Genomic DNA, 18,965 nt, shown 5'->3' with positions numbered 1-18,965 from the left:
GTTCAAGCAGCCTGGGAAGAACTTCGAAACCTCAGAGAACTGTTCAAGTCACCTGTCCCACTCGGTGCGTAACTTCAGTTATTTACTGTCTACTGTCTACTGTGAACTGTTGACTTCTCAGCAGGACCCGAGAGAAACGGTCTTGCTGACCCGCTTTTCACATCCAGCTGGCCTTGAGGGCTTCCCAGCGCTCGGTGTTGAGGCTGACGTCCGGGGGGATGTGCACAGGGGCTTCCAGGCGGCTCATGGGGGTCACAGCAGGGGTGCGCTGCTTTGCCAGATCGAAGATGCTCTTGCGCTCTGTGCCCACATGCAGGGTGCGCAGGTCTTCAGGCACACGGTGCAGGTTTTGCAGCAGCAGCAGGAGTTCTCTGGCAATCACATCCACGTGATCTGCACTGGTGTACTGGTCCGAGAAGGCTCTGGGGTAAGGCCAGGGGGCCATTTTGAAGCTGGTGCGCACAATCAGGTGGCCGGGGTGTGCACGTGCGGCTTCTTCACCCAGGGCTTTGCTGAGGCTGTACTGGTTGCTGGGGTTCACCACCTCGTCTTCCTGGTAGTTGCCGCGTTCACCGTCAAAGACGTAATCCGTGGAAATGTGAACAAACCGTGCAGCATTCCGGGTGGCCTGCGCCAGATGCCGGACGGCCAGCACGTTGGTCTGGTAACACAATTCCTGTTCTTTCTCTGCTTTTGCCACATCTGTGTAAGCGGCCAGGTGGAGCACCACATCAAACCGATGCTGAGCGACATAAGCCCGGATGCTCTGTGGGTTCAGCAAATCCAGTTCGCTGCGCCCTGGAGCAAGCACCTCAAAATCCGTGAGCATGGGCAGCAGTTCCTTGCCCATGCGCCCGGTGCCTCCGGTGACCAGCAGGGTGGGTTTGGGGGTCATCCCCGGTCCTCCTGCCAGAGGTCCTCTCCGAAGTAATCCCAGGGGAAACGCCCCTCGTTGGGGTCTGCAAGGTTGAACTGGGCATCCATGGTGTAAAGCAGGATCGCGCCCTGTTCGCTGGCCTGGTAGCCGTGGGCCACACCACTGGGGATGTGCACCATGGTGGGCTGTTCTCCGCTCAGCACCAGTTTGCGTTTCACCCCAAAGGTGGCAGAACCCTGGCGGCAGTCCACAATCCAGATGGTCAGTTGCCCCTGGATCACGCACCAGATTTCGTTCTGTTCTTCTTTCACATGGATGTGAAAGGCATTGACCCGCTGTGGGGCCGCCCAGGACACGCTGATCTGTCTGGGGGTGAGGTTTCCGGGCAACTGTTGCACCCCGGCCTCGTCCAGACGCAGGTATTCCATGAAGGCCCCGTTTTCCGAGCGGATCTTGCGCAGGGCGTGGGTCCACACCCCGTCGATCTGGGGGGCAGCGGGGTAGCTTTCAAATTTGAGGTCTTCTGAAATGGAGGGATCCAGGTTGATTTTCCAGTTGTTCATTTATTCTCCGTCCACAACCACGCTGGAGCGGTCTCCCAGGATCACCTGGTAGGAGTGGGATTTGCGGCTGCGGCCTCCCATCCAGGCCTCCTCACCCAGGATGCTGGCATCCAGACGGCGGGAAAGGTGCCGGATCTGTGCGCCCTGCATCAGGATGCTGTATTCCACCTCGGCGTCTTTGACCACAGCGTTCTGTCCGATGCTGGTGTAGGGGCCAACGTAGGCGTTTTCAATCACAGCTCCGGCGGCAATGCTGATGGGTCCACGCAGTCGGGAGTTGCGCACCACCGCTCCGGCGGCAATTTCAATTTCCCCGACCAGTTCGCTTTCTTCCACAGTGCCCGCAATGTTGCGTTCCAGGCGGCTGAGCACCAGACGGTTGGCATCCAGCAGGTCTTCGGGTTTTCCGGTGTCTTTCCACCAGCCGCGCACCTTCTCAGAGCGCACGGTGAAACCCCAGTCGATCAGGCCCTGAATGGCATCGGTGATTTCCAGTTCCCCTCTGGGGCTGGGCTGCAGGGTCTCGATGACCTTGTGGATCAGGGGGGTGAACAGGTACACACCCACCAGGGCCCAGGGGCTGACGTATTCAGCGGGCTTCTCGATCAACCGGGAAATCTGGCCCTGTTCGTCCAGCACGGCCACCCCGAAAGACTGGGGGTTGGGGACTTCGGTGAGCAGGATGCAGGCTGCGGTTTCCCCCTCGTGGTAGGCTTCCAGCAGATGCCCGATGCCTCCGGTGAGCAGGTTGTCTCCGAGGTACATCACGAAAGGCTCTTCTCCCAGGTGGGGACGGGCGGTTTTGACTGCGTGGGCGAGGCCAAGGGGCTGGTCCTGCAGCACGTAAGTGAAATTCACCCCGTAAGCAGAGCCGTCTCCGAGGTGGTTTTGCACTTCGGTTCCGGTTTCCGGGGAGATCACCACCACGATGTCCCGGATGCCCATGTCTGAGAGGTCATCCACGGCATAATCCAGGTTGGCCCGGTTCCCGATGGGCACAAGCTGCTTGGCACGGGTGTGTGTGAGGGGCCGCAGGCGGGTGCCTTTTCCTCCAGAGAGAATCAGGCCTTTCATGCTTGCTGGCTTTCCTTGAGGCGTTCACCGTACTGCTTTTGGTAGTAAGCCTGGAAACTGCCTTGCCGGATGGGGAGCCACCACCAGTCGTTGTCGCGGTACCAGCGCACGGTTTCTGCCACGGCCTCTTTTGGCTGGTATCTGGGTTCCCAGCCCAGGGCACGCAGTTTGTCCACGTTCATGCTGTACCTGCGGTCATGGCCCGGGCGGTCCGTGACGTGACGAATCAGGGTCTGGGGTTTGCCCAGGGTGTCCAGCACAATCTGGGTCATTTCCAGGTTGGTCATTTCCAGTCCGGTGCCCACGTTGTAGACCTCTCCAATCTGGCCCTTTTCCAGCACCTTCAGGATGCCGGTGCAGTGGTCGTACACATGGGCGTAATCGCGCATCTGCAGGCCATCTCCATAAACAGGGAGGGGCTGGTCCTGCAGGGCATTGGTGGTGAACAGTGGAATCACCTTCTCTGGGAACTGGTACGGCCCGACGTTGTTGGCCCCTCTGGTGATGGTGATGGGCAGGTCGTAAGTGATGAAGTAAGCCTGCACCAGCTGATCTGCGGCTGCCTTGGAGGCACTGTATGGGCTGCGGGGTTCCAGCGGATCGCTCTCAATGCTCTGGTGGCCCTCTGGAATGTGTCCGTACACCTCATCGGTGCTGATGTGGTGAAAGCGAAGGCCAAATTCACGGGCCACTTCCAGCAGCACCTGGGTGCCGCGCACGTTGGTGTCGGTGAACACCAGGGGCCCCAGGATGGACTGGTCCACGTGGGTTTCTGCAGCAAAATTGACGATCAGGTCGATGTTGTGGCTTTGAACAAGGTGCCGCACCAGTTCCTGGTTGCCAATGTCTCCCACCACCAGCGAGAGGCGGGGGTTTTCCCAGCAGTCCTGCAGGTTCTCCTTGCGGGCAGCGTAGGTCATTTTGTCGAGGATCACGACCTGGACAGCTGTGGTGTCCAGCAGCAGGCGCACAAAGTTGGATCCGATGAATCCACAACCGCCGGTGACAAGTACATTCTTCATGGTATTCACTCCTTCATTCACTCCTTCAAAACTGGTCAGCGGTGCTGCTGCAACCAGTGGTAACTGTGCATGCTGAATTTGCGTTTGAGGTTCAGGGGAATCAGGGGGTGGCGCTTCCCCAGTTGAAAAGCCAGGTATTTGACAGCAGACTCGGTGACCACTTTAAAAGCCAGCAATGGCCTCCCCTGCTGCACCACATGCTGAATCTGGGCCAGCACGAAACGCACCCCTTCTTTGCCCACTCCTGCTCCGGGCAACAGTGCGCTGGAATCGTGGAAGAACACCCCCACATCGAAGTTGCGCCGGAACTGCTGCTGCAGGGTGTAATCGTGCGAGTGCAGCACTTTTGCCTCTGCCACGTACTTGATCGTACCTCCCGAATGCAGGATTCGGGAGGCCATGGCCATGTCCTCGTTCATGATGGTGTCGCTGGGAAAACCACCCAGGTCCCAGAACGCCTTCCCCTGAACTGCAGAAAAGACATTGGAAAAAAAGTAGGCCTTGACCCCCAGACGGGACACATCTGCACGGGTCTTGGTCTGGGAGGTGGCGGGGTAGTTGAAGGTGCGGGTGTAGGCTTCCAGCAAGGTGCTGCCCTGGTGGGGCAATTGCCTGCCATAGGCGCCGATGGCCTCGCCTTGCAGGATGGGTTTAACCAATTGGTACAGGGCGTCTTCGCCTTCCAGCAAAGCATCCTGGGTCATGAACACGTACACATCGGCCTCGCGGTGGCAGCCTGCACCCAGGTTGCGGGTGCCCCCGTGGTTGAAGTCCTTGCGCTCGATGGGAAGGACTTCAAAGCCTTTCCAGCCTTCCAGGGTGCCGTCCGTGGAAGCAGAATCCACCACCACCACCTGAAGCTGCACCTCTGCAGGAAACTTCTGGGCCTGCAAGCGGCGCAAAAATTCCTGCTGGTGGGGTTTTGGATTGAGGGTGGGGAGCACCAGACAGATGGTTTTCATGTCAGTTTCCCCAGTTTGTTGTTTCTGGCATCCTGGTAGCCGCGCACGATGTAAGACAGTTTCTTGAGTTTTCCGGTCTCGTAGAGCACCACACAGCCAACCTCGTGGATCATGCGCAGCAGGTTCAGTTTCTGCATTTGCGGGAAGTCTTCACGGTACAGTTTCGCCATGTGGAAACCGTTTCTGGAGATGTAATAGCGCCTGAGGTAAGAGTGGTTGTTGGGTTTGAAGGTCAGGCCCAGAAATCTGTGCACCGTGCGGTTCCCGATGGCATGCTTGAAGCAGACTGCCGGATTCACCAGCAGCTTGAAGCCTGCTTTTTGCAGCCTCAGACAGTACTCGGAGTCCACGTGGTCAATGAAGTAATCGTCGCGCAACGGCCCGGCTTTCTGGTGGGCGGTCATGCGGATGCAGGCCCCGGAGGTGATGGCAAAACTGGTGCGGATTTCCCGTCCAATGTCACTTTCGCTGACCTGAAAAGACTCCATGCTGCCGTTCTCAAAGAGGGTGAAGCGGGCGTAGGTTCTGGAGTTCACATCGAAGAAGTTGGGGGCCACCAGTGCGGTGTCCGGGGTGTTCTGCCCAAAAACCTCCAGGGCAGACTGCACAAAACCCGCCTCAATCTTGCTGTCCTGATCAAAGGTGAACACAAAATCCGTCCCGGTTTTCTGCAGCTCTGCAAAACCCACATTGAGGGCATGGGCAATCCCGAAATTGTCTGACAGACGGATCAGGGTGAGTCCGGGATGGTTTTCAAACCGCTGCAAATTCAGGTCTTTCTGGGAGGCATTGTCCACCACCAGCACCCGGTCACACTGCTCCAGAAGCTGACCCAGCAGGTCATCCAGCGGGTTTTGCGGGTTGAAGGTGACGATGACGGCTCCGGTGGTCATGCGGCTCCTCTGAGGGTCATGCAAAAGAATTCAACGGTTCTGGGAGCACTCAAACCTTCTGGAAAATTCATAAGACAGCATCCACCGCCTGGTCCATGTGGAGGATGGCTTTGATTTTTTGATCCATGTTGCGAATGGCATGGGTCCAGGTGAATTCTTTCGATGACTTCAAACCATTTTCCCTCATCTGGGAGAGCAATTTCCTGTCATGGTACAAACGGATGATGGCATCTGCCATGGCCTGAGAATCTTTTGGAGGCACAAACAATGCATTGTGGCCATCGGTGGCATAATCTTCCGTGCCAAAAGGCGTGGTGACCACCACTGCTCCGCAAGCCATGGCCTCCAGAGGGTACAGGGGGAAGCTTTCATACCAGGAGGGACACAGGCAAACATCTGCATTTGAATAGGCTTTTCTGAGTGTTCCCCCTGAAATGAATCCCAGAGCTTCATACGGTGCAACGTCATTGTCTGGGGGCAACAACGCATCCCCGAACACCTGCCATTTCAGATCAGGGATGGTCTGGCGCACAATTCGGATGGCCTCTGCAGCTTCTTTGAAGCCTTTCCAGGTGGCAAGCCTCCCACCATAGCTGATCACCACAAATTCATCGGAAGTGCGGCTGCGCTCTGGATGAAAAACCTCAAAGTCGATGGCATTGGGGTTCACACCAAAAACATCAATGTTGTGTTTGCTTTTTAAAGTTCCAGCCAGCCAGGAAGAATTGGCCACAATGTTCATGTCCAGAAAATAACTCAACTCGGCATCTATTTTTGCTCCCCAGGGATCATCAAGGTCTACAGAAAAATAAGGTTCATAGTGTTGAATGAAATAAATTTTATTTGCTTCATAATAAGCAGAGGCCACAAAAGCAGTTTCAAAAGATGTGGCAACCACCACATCAAAATCACGCTTCTGGGTGCTGCCCGAAAAAAGCTGTTGGTATCCTCCTTTCCTCAGAGAATATCCAGAGTATCTGGTGAAGTGTGTCAACAGATTGTTGACTGCTGCACGCACTTTGTTCTTGTCTTTGCTTCTGGAGTAATCCAGCAAGCTTTTTGCAACCCCCAGCAAGCTGTTTTTCATACTTGAGGTTTGTGGATTGGCAATGGAAAATTTGGGTTTGAACCACTTTGGGTGAGGGGATGGGTAAAGTGGAGTCACCACCACTTCATGACCCAGCTCGCTCAGGCCATTGGCGTATTCAAAGATGCACAGCAAACCTCCCGTGAATTTAAATTCATCTATGGGAGGCACCACAAAATTAATGCGAGCCATTTTTTTCCTCTTTGAGGATCTCATCAAAAATGCTGAGCGCCCTTCCGCAGGCCTGATCCATGTTGTAGTACTTGTAATCGGCCAATCTTCCAGCAAAAATCACTTTTTCTTTGAGCTTTCTGGCTTCTTCCAGGTATTGCTCCAGCAGAATCCTGTTCTCTTCACGGGGGATGGGATAGTAAGGTTCATTGACCTGGGGCACGTAAGCCTGAGGATATTCAACGATCAAAGTGGTTTTTCCAGATTCCTGGCCCGTCAGAATGGTTTGTTCGGTGATTCTGGTGTAATCATAATCATTGGGATAATTGACAGTCCCGGCTTTCTGGATTCTGGGTTTGTTTTCGCTGATGGTTTTAAATTCCAGGCTTCTGTAAGGCAAGTTCCCAAACCGATGATCAAAGAAGGCATCAATGGGTCCGGTATAGACCATGCCTTCAAATTGCACTTCATCGATGATTTCTTTGTAATCCGTGTTCAGCATGGTTTTGATGTTTTTGTGGGAGAGCATGTTTTTAAACATTCTGGTGTAGCCAAACTCTGGCAATCCCTGGTATTTGTCCTGAAAATACCTGTCGTCCCTGCTGATGTAAATGGGCACCCGTCCTGTGACACTTGCATCCAGCTCTTCTGGACGCAATCCCCACTGCTTTCTGGTGTAATTCAGGAAGACTTTGTTGTAAACAAAATCGGCCAGAAACCTGAGGTGTTCGTTGCTGCTTTTCTGCAGTTCTAAAATCGGCACTTTCTTGCCATATCCAAATTCACTGATCAGTGCATTTTCAAGCACGTTGGCCAGCCCAGCCGGGAAAACTTCTTGCAAAGAATTCAGGTTGAAGGGCAGGGGGATTTCTTTGCCGTCCACAACAGCCAGCACATGGTGATGATATGAGCGCCAGCTGGTGAATTGCGACAGGTAATGCCATATTTTCTCTGAATTGGTATGGAAAATGTGAGGTCCATACAGATGGGTCAGAATGCCATCTGTGTTGTGCTCATCGTAGGCATTTCCACCAATGTGGTCTCTTTTGTCCACCACCAGAATTTTTTTGTTCATTTGCGTTGCGAGACGCTCTGCAAGCGTGGAGCCCGTAAAACCTGCACCTACAATCAACCAGTCAACCTTCATTGTGCTCTCCTCCACAGGGATATTGATTTTTGGGACACATAAGACACCATGCAAATCACAATAAAAATTTCAGTGGTCACAGACAGAAATGCCGCGCCTTTTAAAGACCAGTAAAACGCAACTGGATAAATCAAAATCATGTTCAGAACAGATGCCGAAATGATGATGGAATTGAACTGCCTGTCATGACCATTTGCAATCATCCACTGCAATCCCAGGATGTTGCTCATCACCAGAAATGGGATGCTGAGGGCAAGAATTCGCAATACAGGCACTGCCGAATGGTATTTCTCACCCAGAATCAGGTGGATGATTTCGGGGGCAAAAAACCAGATGACCACAGCAATCAGCAGGCCCAGCAAAATTCCGACATCCAGGATTTTTCTTACGGCATTCCTGGCCGCAGGCGCATCTTCTTGCAGCAACCGAGACACTCTGGGAAACACAATGGCCGTCAAAGCCGAAAATCCTTCCAGCGACAGCCTATTGACTTTATCCGCATTGCCATACAGAGCAACTGCCGATGGATTCACAATTGTGCCCAGAATCAATGGGGTCACCGTTGAATACAAAGAAACACTGGCCCTGAAAATGAACATCTGCCACCCCAATTTAAGGGCTGAAAGTGTATGGCGAAGATCTGGTTTCAGAGAGAACACAAAACCTTCTCTCATGATCAGCAATGACGATATGACCAGAGTCACAACACTCGAGAGGGCATAAATGATGATCACCAGCAATCCAGTACCGAATGTTCTGGCCAGCAGGATGATCAAAAATCCCGCCACGATCTTGCTGGTCAATTCGATCATGGAAAATCTGGGCAACCTGTCGATGCCCTGAAAAAACCAGATGGGGTAACATCCCAGTGCAATGCCATACAAAACCGAAAAAATCGGATAGCAAATGTCACCGCCAAACACTTTGTAATTCATCCCAACCAGCATGAAAACAAGCCCTCCAACCACAGAAAGCATGGTTTTTGCTCCATAAACATGCTGCAAAGTTTCTGTCATCCTGGGCTTGTTTTCACGGGACACTGCAATTTCCCGTGTGGCAGAAATGTTGAAGCCATATTCCACCAGCACACTGAGCAGGATACCAAAAGACTGGGCAGCAATGGCTTTGCCAAATTCTTCAGGATGCAGTGCACGGGCCAGAAAAGGGATGGTGATCAGCGGCACAATGAGGGAAACCACCCTGGTCCCAAACAAAGCCAGCACACCACTTATTAAGTTGCGATCAAACACTCAGTAAGCCCCTTTGCCCCGCAGCACCACCATCACGGTTTTGATCAAGACCACCAGGTCCAGCCAGGGGCTCCAGTTGGACACATAATACAAATCCATGTTGACCCGCTCTTCATAGGTGGTGTCACTGCGTCCGTGCACCTGCCAGTATCCGGTGATGCCAGGACGCACCTGTTTGTAGGTTTCAAACACCTCGCCGTACTTCTCGATTTCTGCGGTGACAATCGGGCGGGGGCCCACCAGGGACATCTCCCCCACCAGCACATTCCAGAACTGCGGGAGTTCATCCAGGCTGGTTTTGCGCAGGAAAGCCCCCACCCGGGTGACCCGCGGATCGTCTTTGAGTTTATGGGTGGCCTCGAATTCCTCGCGCAACCCAGGGTTGTCCTGCAGGATGTGCTTGAGGCGTTCGTCTGCATCCAGGTACATGCTGCGGAACTTCAGGCAGTTGAACATGCGGCCATCCACCCCGATGCGGCGCGCCCGGTAAATGATGGGACCGGGGCTGTCCTGGCGGATCCACAAAGCCAGAATCAGCATGACCGGCAAAGCCACAATGCTGCCAAACAGCACCAGCACGATGTCCAGCAGGCGCTTGATGAAGTGGGAACGCCAGCTTCGCAGGTTGTTCTGCACCTCCAGGGCAGCGTAAGTGCCCAGGCTGTGCGGCTTGAGGGCCTGGTTGGGCACCCCAAAAAAATCAGGCACCACCCAGGTGATCGGGTAGGCCTCGTGGATGTTGTTGATGATCTGGCTGAAACGCTGCGCCCGTGCACCGGGAATGCTGATCACCGCGTGGTTGGTGCGGGGGGCTTTCACGGCGTCATAGAGGGTGCCCACCACCGGAACCCCGTGAATGGTCTGGTTGAGCAGTTCGGGGTTGTCGTCGTAAATGGCGATGGGTCTGAGGCCATAACTGGGGAACTGCTGCAGTTGCAAAATGGTGGCCTGACCGGTCTTGCCTGCCCCGATCACCACCACCGGACGGCCAAAACGCCCGGCCTGGATCAGCAGGTGACGCACAAAATAACGCACAGGCAGGGCCAGAAACAGCAAGCCCAGCCACAGCACACCCACACCCAGCCGGGTGATGATCACGTTGTGCACGGCAAACAACGAAGCCAGTTGAATGGCAAACATCTGCACCGAGGTGTTGAAGTGCAACTGCAATTCATGCTGGGGAGCACGACCATAAGCCGGGTAGTACCCCTGAATCAGACGGATGAACACCCAGATCAGGACCCAGGCCCCCACATAACTGGTTTCCAGGGTGCTGTACTGCACCGGGGTGAGGATCAGGCGGGTCAGCAGCAGGGAAAGCAGTGCAGCCAGCAGGTCTGCCCCGATCAACAGCAGGGTTTGGGGCAGGGCCTCGACTTTGTACAGCCTGCGCATCCAGGGATTCACATTTTCACCAGCATAACTTCGTTGTGCCATTTGAGTTCGCCACCATCATTGCAAGACTATGGGCCTTTGAATGGGCCTTTTAAAACGCCAGAAAAGCGCAATGCTGCAAAGCAACGTTGCCTCTTCCGAAACGCAACCGTCTATCAGAATAGCATCTTCATTGTGAGATTGAACCTTTTCGAAATGCAGGGACTGGTGTGACCGGCCACGTAACAGAAAAGGAAAGGCACTCAGTGCAGACCGAAACGGGCTTTGATGCCCCAGCCTTCTGCAAAACGGTAGGCCCCCAGGGTGTAAGCGTAATTGGGGGTGTTCAGGGTGCCTCCAAAACCGTAAAGCACATTTCCTGTGGCCCAGTCGTAGCCCAGCATGGGTTCTGCCCGAAAAGCATCTGTGACCTGCACAAAGGCTGTTGCACTTAAAGACAGGTTCAGCCAGCGGGATTCCAGGGTGCTGTAGCGGATCTGGTTGTCCAGTTCCACCACAGGCAGGGCAAGAACCACCTGTTGTCTGGTCTGCTGTGCCAGCCAGTCTTCTGAGAGGGCATATTTCAGGCTCCAGCGGTCTGCAGCATAACGCGCCGAGACTTCGGTCTGGTTGCGCTGCTCCGGGGCAAAAGCACTGAAATGCACCTCCCCCACACTGCCACTCAGGGTGTGCCTGAGCTGCAGGGTCCAGGGTCCCTGCTGGTATCCCAGCTGGTAAAACCCTTCGTGAACGGCAGCCACATCGTTCAGGGTGGTTTGCAGGCGCACACGGGCATCTGTCTGCAGGTTCAGGCTTCCCACCATGCCTGTTCCCTGGTAATGGCCTTCTGCTGCATAAACCAGGGCTGTCACTTGACCTTCATTCGCCCCGGAAGCCAGGGCCAGCCAGGACACCGGGCCGGTTTTCAGGCTGTACCCCAACCCAAATTCACGGGTTTCGTTCACGCCAGTGCGAAAGTGGGCCCGCAAAGCCAGACCTTGAGAGGGTTCCACATCCACCAGCAGGGCCGGAAATGCGGCCTGTTGCCCCACCGGAGCGGGAAGCCCGGCACGGATGCGCACATCTGCGGTTTCCTGATCCAGCAGAATTTCAGGGGAAAACCCTGCATCCACAACATGCACCCCCAGGTTCAGGCGGGTCTGCAAATCCAGGCTGACCGGAAGGTTGTGCAAGGCCACCCCTGTGGCATCAGAAACCACCTCGATGGGTTTCTGGTTCAGGCGCTCCTGGTATGCGGCAAAAGCATCCTGAACAGCAGCCAGCAAAGGCTTCTGGGGATCCAGAGGCAAAGTCAGGGTGCCCAGATCCGGGGTTTGCCAACCATACACATCAAAACGCACGCTGCGCACCGAAAAAGTCTCAGGGGTGATGTTCAGGTCTTCTCCCAGCAGCAGGAGTTCGCGGGCATCCAGTTCACGGCACACACAGAACTCGATGTGCTGCGCCTGCACCTGCTTTTCAGTGCCAGAGAATTCTGTGGCCTGAAGCTGGTTGAGGTCCTGCCTGAGCCTCGCCACCTGCGCCGTCAGTTTTCCATTCTGCAGCACAGCTTTTTCAAGCACGTACTGTTCCTGCTGGTCTGTGCGGGTCAGGGTGGCCCTTTCAAATTTCCAGGCGTTGCCGCTCTGGGTAGCTGCTCCTTCCAGGATGTAGGTGCCCTCCGCGAGGGGCACCCCAGAAAGCACCTGGCTGGGAAGGGTCAGGGTGATTTTCACGCCCTGCAAAGTGCGGGTTTCTGTATTGCCAGACAGCTCTTGCACCGTCCCCACCACGCCATCTCCAGTCACCTGCAGCACTTCTGACACAAATTCCTGCCCCACAATGCTGATTTTAGAGGTGGACAGATCCAGCCCTCCCAGCGTGAAACAGGCCCCGCTGAACACCGTGCCGTTTTCGTCGGATTCGAGGTCATCGGCATAGATCACCCCCAGGCTCTCGTCTTCCAGCGAAAGGTCTTTCTCGGTGCAGGCCGCACTGGCCCAGCCGGTCAGGGAAAACAACGAAAGCAGGCAGAAGGTCAGCAGCACATGTTTTTTACTGCGTTTATCCGTGAAGTAAGAAGATCTTTCTGAATCCTCCCACTTCAAAGAACACCCATCAGCAAGAAAACCGCTTATTCTGTTGAATGCTCTAAAAAAGGTCAGCACAGGAACAGTCACGGGCACAGTATAGCCTTCTGGCGTGAAAGCGTTCTGTACAGGAATTCACGGGTTGAGCCACAGACAAAAAACAGGACCAAGAGGCCCTGTCCTGTTGGCCTTATGGAGCGGTCAGTCTTCCCAGTCTTTGACTTCGATGGGGGTGCATCCCTCGGTCTGCACGTCCTTGACGTTGTAGCGGGCGTCAAAGAGGATGGTCACTTCCCCACGGTCAAAGTGGTTGGGTCCCACGATCATCTTGCGGTAGATGAAGCCGTCCCCATCGTCCTGGCGACCAATGTCTGCGCTGCGGGTGAAACGCAACTCCACCACTTCCTTGTGGCGTTTGGTGCGCACCCGGATTTTAAAAGCATTCTGGTCCATCTGTTTGACGTAAGGGTCCTTGGCTGTTGGGGCAGACTTGCGAAACAAAGAGAACATTCAAACCTCCAGGGTGAGATCCACCCGAGTCACCACACTTTAAAGCACAACCGTCAGGGGAATGGGTCGTCGTATGCTCTTATTCTACCGATTTCACATGATCAGAATCAGCAGGTTCAGCATCGGCAAGAGGGTCTGGAACCTGTGCTTCAGCCGCTTCAGGCTCGGGTGCAGCCTCCTCAACAACATTTTCTTCTTCTGTGGGATGCAGGGCCAGCAACAACCCTGCCAGCAGGGCCGCCCGTCTGGGCATTTCTGAAACAATCACATGCTCGTGTTCGGCATGGGCTCCATCTCCGCAGGCCCCCAGTCCATCCAATGTGGGTGCAATGCTGGCTGTGAAATTGCCATCGCTGCCCCCTCCACTGGCCGCTTCTCTCAGTGCAAAACCCAGGGTTTCTGCCACCTGCCGGGCCAGATCAAACAGGTGACTGGTGCCTTCCGTGCGTTCAAACGGAGGGCGGTTGAGGCCCCCGGTGACGGTGACCCTGGCCCGCTCATCAAAGGGACGCAGGTTGCGCATGCCCTCCTCCACCCGCTGGGCTTCGTCCAGGGTGGTGACCCGCAAATCCACATGCATCCAGGCTTCTGCCGGGACCACGTTGCTGGCCGTCCCACCACGCACTGTGCCCACATTGATGGTGGTGCCTTTCGGAGGGTAAGCCAGGGCCGTCACATCCAGCACCTGATGGGCCAGTTCAAGAATGGCATTGACCCCCTTCTCGGGCTGGCCTCCGGCATGGGCAGCTTTGCCCTGCACCGTGACGTAAAAATCCCCCACCCCTTTGCGGCTGGTCTTTAAAGTATGGGTGCCAGGATTGGAAGGTTCGATCACCAGAACGGCCTGCGCTCCCTGCGCCAGTTCCTGAATCAGGGGCTGGGAGGTTCTGGAACCGATCTCCTCATCGCTGGTGAGCAGGAAATCAATCTGGCAGGGGAAAGAACCTCTGGACTGCAGGGCCTTCAAAGCCCAGATGGCCTGCACAATGCCCCCCTTCATGTCGTAGCTGCCTGGACCATACGCCCGGTCTTCCTCAATGCGGAAAGGCAGGCGGTTGAGGGTCCCCAGTTCCCACACGGTGTCGGCATGGGAGAGGATCAGCACCCGCTGGTCTGAGAGCCCGGCCAGCCGGAACAGGCGGTGGTCTCCGTTGCTGGAAGAAAAGCGTTCACTGCTGGCCCCCAGAGCCAGCATCCATCCCTCCACCACATCTCCAACCTTGCGGATCTGTTCGGCGTTTCTGCTGGGCGATTCGATCTCGACCAGGGTGCGCAAATCCTGCACCATGCTGTCTTGCTGGGCTTCTAAGAGCTGGAGTACATCTCGCATGTCCCCAAGTATAAACGCAAGCCTCGGGGGCACATTGCGCACAACTTCACGCAACCTGCCCCCGAAAAACCCAATCTCAACCGGTCAGGCCAGAGAAGCCTGCGGATCTGTCCGCTTTTCTGCAGCAAGCCCCCAGAATGCAGCCAGTTCCTGGAAAGCCTGCAAACTGCGCTCTACAGCCTGAGGGGTGAAGTCAAACTCCAGACCGCAGGCCTGAATCAGACCCAGGAAGGGCAAAGTTCCCCCCAGACGCATCCCTGCCGTCAGGCGCTCAAAAGCCTGATGGGGGTCTTTGATCATCTGGCCCGAGAATTCCAGGGCGCACAGATCGGCCAGGGCGTAGCGGGTCTTGCCAAAGGGCACCCGCACATGCCAGCCGTTGGTCCAGTAATTGCGGCCTGCTTCAGGAACGGACATGAGCCAGGGGTGATGGGCCCAGGCGATTTCTTCCCAGTGGGCATAGAGGGCTTCGGTGGTCAGGCTTTCGGGTGGGGTGGTGTAAACCCACTCTTCCCACAAATCCACCATTGCACAGTGCAACATGCCTTCCAGGCGGTACATCAGGGTCAGCAGGCGCAGGATCCTGATGTTTTCAGGGGTGAGGATTTCGCTTTCTGCAGCAAAGTGTGCCCCATACACCTCGAAAGTGTGGGCCACAAATTCCATGAACTTTGCAGAGGCATCCAGCAGCATGGTCGGGTGCACCTGCAGCATCTCATGGAAGTGCTGCACATGGCCCATCTCGTGCAGCAGCAAAGTCAGGCCACCCGCAGAAGCATCGATGGTCATCATGGAACAGGGCTTGCGGGTGAAAGCCAGCAAATCTGCAAACCCCTGGGTGGTCTTGGTGCGCCGGTCTTCCAGGTCCAGGTAGCCTCCATCCAGCAACTCCTGGTACTGTTCTGCCAGCCTCGGACTGAACGCCTGGAACACCTTTCTGAGCCCTGCATGCAGCGCAGTGAGGTCTGTGCGGTCATAGGCAGCACTGATTTTGCTTAAAGCCGGATGGCCCCGGTCCACCCAGTCAAATTCTGGCAATTCCAGTTCACGGGCCACCTGGGCATGCACCTGATCCAGCAAAGCAGGCACCCGGTTCAGCAAGGTGGTGCGGGTTTCCTGCCACTGCTGCAAGGTGAAGTCATGGCGTTTCAAGCGCTCCCAGGACAGCTCGAGCGGATTGTTGAAACCCAGCTTGCGGGCCTGCTCCCAGCGCAACTGGATGAGTTCAAAGTAACGGGCCACCCGGTGCTCACGCAGGGGTTGCATGTGGATCTGTCTGGCCTCCCAGGCCGCCTGTCTTTGCTGCCGATCTGGCAGGTCCATGGCATCCAGCAAATCCTGCTCGGTGGCATACGGTGCAGGAACAGGTTGTTCCACATGGCTGGCATTGTAGAACTCCATCATTTTTTCTTCTTCCTGTTGTAACAATTCAGGAATGAGGTCTTGCTCACGCTGCAGGTGCTTCAGGTAACGGGTGGTCACTTCCCAGCCCGGGGTGACCTGCTTCAGATCAAATTCCACCCAGCGGGCATAAATTTCCTTCTGAAAATCCGTCACCTGGGGGACCACATCCCGGTTGAACGCTTTGTAGGCTTCCAGGGGTTCGGGGCTTTTCACATCGGCCATGGTGTCCCAGTGCAGGCGGGACCTCTGCTCTGCATAATGGCGTTCCAGTTCGTCCCATTTTGCCAGCCACTCATCCCTGGTTTCAGGGTTCAGGGGGAAGTCCAGCAATTCCTGCCAGGCGTTTTGTTGATTGGGCCAGTCATACGTGAATTGTTCTTTGAACATGATCTTCAGTGTAATGGAAACCCCAAAACAGAAAACAGGCTGTCTGGCCTATCCCCTGCTGCCCCTTCCCTCAACCCACAGAAGACAGCTGGTCCAGGGTTTTGGCACTGATGGACAGCATCTCGGTCAGGCGGCTCAAACACCGGCTGTATTTCTTGGCATAAGCCCCATAACGGTAAGTGGCAGGAAAAAGCTGCTCCAGGGCCTCACCAGAGGCAGCAAAGTTCAGGTTCAGGTCGTAGACCTTGTCTATAAAATGCACGAACCTCAGGGCGATGTTCTGGTCGGACATGCACACCAGATCATCGAGCAGCACCATCTCAATGCCTTCCAGCATTCTGGAAAACCGCGCAGGGTGCACGCGGGTGAGGTGCAGGTTCAGTTCACTGGCGGTCAGGCGCACATGGGTGCCTGCCTGGGCCTCCAATGCGGTCAGGTCTGATTTTCTGAGGGGTTTCCCCACCCCTGCCCCACGCTGGCGGTAATCTGGACCATCAATGGAAAGCACAGCAAAATGCTCTGCAATGGCCTGAATCTGGCGCTTGAAATCCTCTGCATTGAAACGGCCCTGGCCCAGATGCTCAGGCTGGGTGTTGCTGGTGGTGATCACATGGGTGCCCAGGGGCATCAGTTGCCCCAGAAAAGTGGAGGTCATGTGGGTGTTGCCCGGATCGTCCAGCTCGAACTCATCGATGCACAGCAGGTCATAACCCTGAAAAGCCGCAATGGCCCGGTGCATCCCCAGCATTCCGATGGTGTACAGCAGCTCCTGATAACTCAGAAAGGCCTTTTTGCCATCAAACGCATGCCAGGAAGCAGCCAGCAGGTGGGTCTTCCCCACCCCAAAACCCCCATCCAGATAGAACCCCAGTCCTTCCACAGGCTTTGGCTTGCGAAACAGGCGTTTAACCGGCTGAGGCGGGTTGCTGGTGAATTCCCGCAAGGTGTCCCGGGTCTGGGCCTGTGAAGGGTAATCCCCATTGGGATGGTAGTTGTCGAAGCTCACTGCTCCAAAACGTGCTGTGGGTTTAAAGCCCTCCAGCATCTGCTCTGGAGTCACCTGGGGGTTGCGGGATAACAGGTCTATGCGCATAAGTCCTTGCTGGGGCGAACCCTCTGTTCTCCAGTGTAATGCTTAACTCTGGTGAAACAGTGGGTACTCTCTCTGTAGCAGGGGAAAGACAGGGCCGAGAGCCGAGAGCCGAGAGCCGAGAGCCGAGAGCCGAGAGCCGAGAGCCGAGAGCAAGGTAAATTCTATGGATATGTCCGTCAAGAACATTACAGCCTCCAGCAGCAGGGATTGCCTGTTCGTTTCGGTCCATCCCACCCTCCCTGAATTTGCAAGCGCTAGAATCATGCACAAGCATTTCAGCCCAGCCCTCGGCTCTCGGCCCTGGGCCCTCGGCAACCACAGGAGTCCCCCATGTTTCTTGGCATCGACATCGGCACCGGCAGCATCAAAATCCTCCTGATGAACCGTTCTGGAGAAATCCAGGCGGTGCACAGCCAGACCTACCGCTGTTCCACCCCTCAGAGGGGCCATGCAGAAATGGATCCCGAAATCTGGTGGCAGTCCCTGAAGATGGTGCTGCAGCAGGTTCCGCAGGATTTGAAAGATCAGGTGGAGGCTGTGGGGTTCAGTGGCCAGATGCATGGTCTGGTGTTGACCCGTGCAGATGGAACGGCGGCCCATCCTGCGGTTTTGTGGCTGGACCAGCGCAGCACCGCTGAACTGCAGGACTACCCGGAAGATGCTGCTGAAAGGCTGCTCAATCCGCTGTCGGTGGGGATGCTGGGACCCAGCCTGCTCTGGATGGTCAAACACAGGCTCGAGGCTGTAGAGCAAGCTGATTTTGCTTTTCTGCCCAAGGACCACTTGCGGTATCGCATGGGTGGAGATGCCTGCACCGACCCTTCAGACAGCACCGGGACCTTGCTGGCAAAACCAGATGGAAACTGGAACATGGGTTTGATTCATGCGCTGGGTTTGCCTGAGCGTCTTTTTCCCGAAGTGCGTCCTTCTGCTGCAGTGGGAGGACACCTGAGTGAATGGGCAGCGCAAGAACTGGGCCTGCCTGCTGGCATTCCTCTGGCTGTAGGAGCCGGAGACACGCCCTGTGCAGCACTGGGAAGTGGTCTGCTTCAGGCAGGTCAGACCCAGCTCACCACCGGAAGTGGGGCGCAACTGGTCACCCTGACCTCCAGCAAACCGAATTTTGATCCTGCCCTGAACGCTTACCGGGCCACCTCTGACCACTGGTATGTGATGGCAGCCATGCAGAACGCCGGGGTGGCCCTGGAATGGGTGCGCAGCAGCCTGAGCCTGGACTGGACCGAAGCCTATGATCTGGCCTTCCAGCAGGAAACTTCTGTGGTGTTTCTGCCCCACCTGATCGGAGAACGCACCCCCCTGATGGACCCGAAAGCCAGAGGGGCATGGCTGAACCTGGAACCGGGCACCTCTCGGGGAGAATTGATGCGGGCGGCACTGGAAGGGGTGGCTTTCAGCATCAGAAACGGTCTGGAAGCCCTGCAAAAAAGCCATGAAGTCAAACACTTGCGTCTGGCCGGAGGGGGCAGTGGAGATTCCCGCTGGCAGCAACTGCTGGCGGATGTGCTGCAGGTGCCTTTAAATCCTGTGTCTGCCCTGCACAGCAGTGGAAAGGGAGCAGCAATGCTGGCTGCAGCTGCACTGGGCCATCCTTTTGAACGCTGGATCAAACAGGAAGACACCCCGGAGGTCATCCCCCGGGGTGATGTTTACCAGCACAAATTTGAGAAATTCAGAGAAGCCCATGAGCGCCTCAAAGGCTGGTTCTTCTGA

General features: G+C 55.7%; 16 protein-coding genes. 1 reads left to right on the top strand and 15 read right to left on the bottom strand.

Annotated elements, in window-relative coordinates:
* Positions 1-157 precede the first annotated feature (157 nt).
* From IEY52_RS10905 to zapE, 15 genes are all read right to left on the bottom strand, one after another.
* The gene (locus IEY52_RS10905; RefSeq protein WP_189002710.1) at positions 158-895 is read right to left on the bottom strand and encodes an SDR family oxidoreductase; all 738 of its coding nucleotides are present in this window, start codon (positions 893-895) and stop codon (positions 158-160) included.
* A complete protein-coding gene (locus IEY52_RS10900) occupies positions 892-1,440 on the bottom strand; it encodes a dTDP-4-dehydrorhamnose 3,5-epimerase family protein (protein ID WP_189002709.1) in 549 nt (182 codons plus the stop codon). The genes IEY52_RS10905 and IEY52_RS10900 overlap by 4 nt, the downstream gene beginning before the upstream one ends.
* A complete protein-coding gene (locus IEY52_RS10895) occupies positions 1,441-2,514 on the bottom strand; it encodes a glucose-1-phosphate thymidylyltransferase (RefSeq protein ID WP_189002708.1) in 1,074 nt (357 codons plus the stop codon).
* The gene (rfbB, locus tag IEY52_RS10890) at positions 2,511-3,536 is read right to left on the bottom strand and encodes a dTDP-glucose 4,6-dehydratase (protein ID WP_189002707.1); all 1,026 of its coding nucleotides are present in this window, start codon (positions 3,534-3,536) and stop codon (positions 2,511-2,513) included. The genes IEY52_RS10895 and rfbB overlap by 4 nt, the downstream gene beginning before the upstream one ends.
* Before the next feature lie 35 nt (positions 3,537-3,571).
* Complete coding sequence (locus tag IEY52_RS10885; RefSeq protein WP_189002706.1) at positions 3,572-4,498, bottom strand: glycosyltransferase family 2 protein; 927 nt, start codon at positions 4,496-4,498, stop codon at positions 3,572-3,574.
* Positions 4,495-5,391: a glycosyltransferase family 2 protein gene (locus IEY52_RS10880; RefSeq protein ID WP_189002705.1), complete on the bottom strand. Its 897-nt coding sequence runs from the start codon at positions 5,389-5,391 to the stop codon at positions 4,495-4,497. Before IEY52_RS10880 ends, IEY52_RS10885 begins: the two co-directional genes overlap by 4 nt.
* Before the next feature lie 67 nt (positions 5,392-5,458).
* Positions 5,459-6,670, bottom strand: a complete 1,212-nt coding sequence (locus tag IEY52_RS10875) for a glycosyltransferase family 4 protein (RefSeq protein WP_189002704.1) — start codon at positions 6,668-6,670, stop codon at positions 5,459-5,461.
* Complete coding sequence (gene glf, locus IEY52_RS10870; RefSeq protein ID WP_189002703.1) at positions 6,657-7,796, bottom strand: UDP-galactopyranose mutase; 1,140 nt, start codon at positions 7,794-7,796, stop codon at positions 6,657-6,659. The genes IEY52_RS10875 and glf overlap by 14 nt, the downstream gene beginning before the upstream one ends.
* Positions 7,793-9,019 carry an oligosaccharide flippase family protein gene (locus IEY52_RS10865; RefSeq protein ID WP_268239720.1) on the bottom strand — a complete coding sequence of 409 codons (1,227 nt, stop codon included), beginning with the start codon at positions 9,017-9,019 and terminating at the stop codon, positions 7,793-7,795. The genes glf and IEY52_RS10865 overlap by 4 nt, the downstream gene beginning before the upstream one ends.
* Before the next feature lie 27 nt (positions 9,020-9,046).
* The gene (gene wbaP / locus IEY52_RS10860) at positions 9,047-10,483 is read right to left on the bottom strand and encodes an undecaprenyl-phosphate galactose phosphotransferase WbaP (protein WP_189002701.1); all 1,437 of its coding nucleotides are present in this window, start codon (positions 10,481-10,483) and stop codon (positions 9,047-9,049) included.
* A gap of 200 nt (positions 10,484-10,683) precedes the next feature.
* A complete protein-coding gene (locus tag IEY52_RS10855) occupies positions 10,684-12,441 on the bottom strand; it encodes a hypothetical protein (protein WP_194510046.1) in 1,758 nt (585 codons plus the stop codon).
* Between the two features lie 270 nt (positions 12,442-12,711).
* Positions 12,712-13,020 carry a hypothetical protein gene (locus tag IEY52_RS10850; protein ID WP_189002699.1) on the bottom strand — a complete coding sequence of 103 codons (309 nt, stop codon included), beginning with the start codon at positions 13,018-13,020 and terminating at the stop codon, positions 12,712-12,714.
* A gap of 79 nt (positions 13,021-13,099) precedes the next feature.
* Complete coding sequence (locus IEY52_RS10845) at positions 13,100-14,350, bottom strand: M20 family metallopeptidase (protein ID WP_189002698.1); 1,251 nt, start codon at positions 14,348-14,350, stop codon at positions 13,100-13,102.
* A gap of 84 nt (positions 14,351-14,434) precedes the next feature.
* The gene (locus IEY52_RS10840; protein WP_189002697.1) at positions 14,435-16,141 is read right to left on the bottom strand and encodes a gluzincin family metallopeptidase; all 1,707 of its coding nucleotides are present in this window, start codon (positions 16,139-16,141) and stop codon (positions 14,435-14,437) included.
* A gap of 70 nt (positions 16,142-16,211) precedes the next feature.
* Positions 16,212-17,234, bottom strand: a complete 1,023-nt coding sequence (gene zapE / locus IEY52_RS10835; protein WP_189002696.1) for a cell division protein ZapE — start codon at positions 17,232-17,234, stop codon at positions 16,212-16,214.
* 330 nt (positions 17,235-17,564) lie between these two features.
* Here zapE and IEY52_RS10830 point away from each other — a divergent pair, with 330 nt between their 5' ends.
* Positions 17,565-18,965, top strand: a complete 1,401-nt coding sequence (locus IEY52_RS10830) for a xylulokinase (protein ID WP_189002695.1) — start codon at positions 17,565-17,567, stop codon at positions 18,963-18,965.

The sequence above is a fragment of the Deinococcus roseus genome, assembly GCF_014646895.1.
GTDB classification, from domain to species: Bacteria; Deinococcota; Deinococci; order Deinococcales; family Deinococcaceae; genus Deinococcus_C; species Deinococcus_C roseus.
This window is presented reverse-complemented; position numbering and strand designations above follow the sequence as displayed.

Coding starts and splice junctions, on each gene's coding strand:
- IEY52_RS10895 (WP_189002708.1), bottom strand. CDS start 2,514: ATGAAAGGCCTGATTCTCTCTGGAGGAAAAGGCACCCGCCTGCGGCCC.
- wbaP (WP_189002701.1), bottom strand. CDS start 10,483: ATGGCACAACGAAGTTATGCTGGTGAAAATGTGAATCCCTGGATGCGC.
- IEY52_RS10905 (WP_189002710.1), bottom strand. CDS start 895: ATGACCCCCAAACCCACCCTGCTGGTCACCGGAGGCACCGGGCGCATG.
- glf (WP_189002703.1), bottom strand. CDS start 7,796: ATGAAGGTTGACTGGTTGATTGTAGGTGCAGGTTTTACGGGCTCCACG.
- IEY52_RS10840 (WP_189002697.1), bottom strand. CDS start 16,141: ATGTTCAAAGAACAATTCACGTATGACTGGCCCAATCAACAAAACGCC.
- IEY52_RS10880 (WP_189002705.1), bottom strand. CDS start 5,391: ATGACCACCGGAGCCGTCATCGTCACCTTCAACCCGCAAAACCCGCTG.
- IEY52_RS10845 (WP_189002698.1), bottom strand. CDS start 14,350: ATGCGAGATGTACTCCAGCTCTTAGAAGCCCAGCAAGACAGCATGGTG.
- IEY52_RS10850 (WP_189002699.1), bottom strand. CDS start 13,020: ATGTTCTCTTTGTTTCGCAAGTCTGCCCCAACAGCCAAGGACCCTTAC.
- zapE (WP_189002696.1), bottom strand. CDS start 17,234: ATGCGCATAGACCTGTTATCCCGCAACCCCCAGGTGACTCCAGAGCAG.
- IEY52_RS10885 (WP_189002706.1), bottom strand. CDS start 4,498: ATGAAAACCATCTGTCTGGTGCTCCCCACCCTCAATCCAAAACCCCAC.
- IEY52_RS10900 (WP_189002709.1), bottom strand. CDS start 1,440: ATGAACAACTGGAAAATCAACCTGGATCCCTCCATTTCAGAAGACCTC.
- IEY52_RS10875 (WP_189002704.1), bottom strand. CDS start 6,670: ATGGCTCGCATTAATTTTGTGGTGCCTCCCATAGATGAATTTAAATTC.
- rfbB (WP_189002707.1), bottom strand. CDS start 3,536: ATGAAGAATGTACTTGTCACCGGCGGTTGTGGATTCATCGGATCCAAC.
- IEY52_RS10830 (WP_189002695.1), top strand. CDS start 17,565: ATGTTTCTTGGCATCGACATCGGCACCGGCAGCATCAAAATCCTCCTG.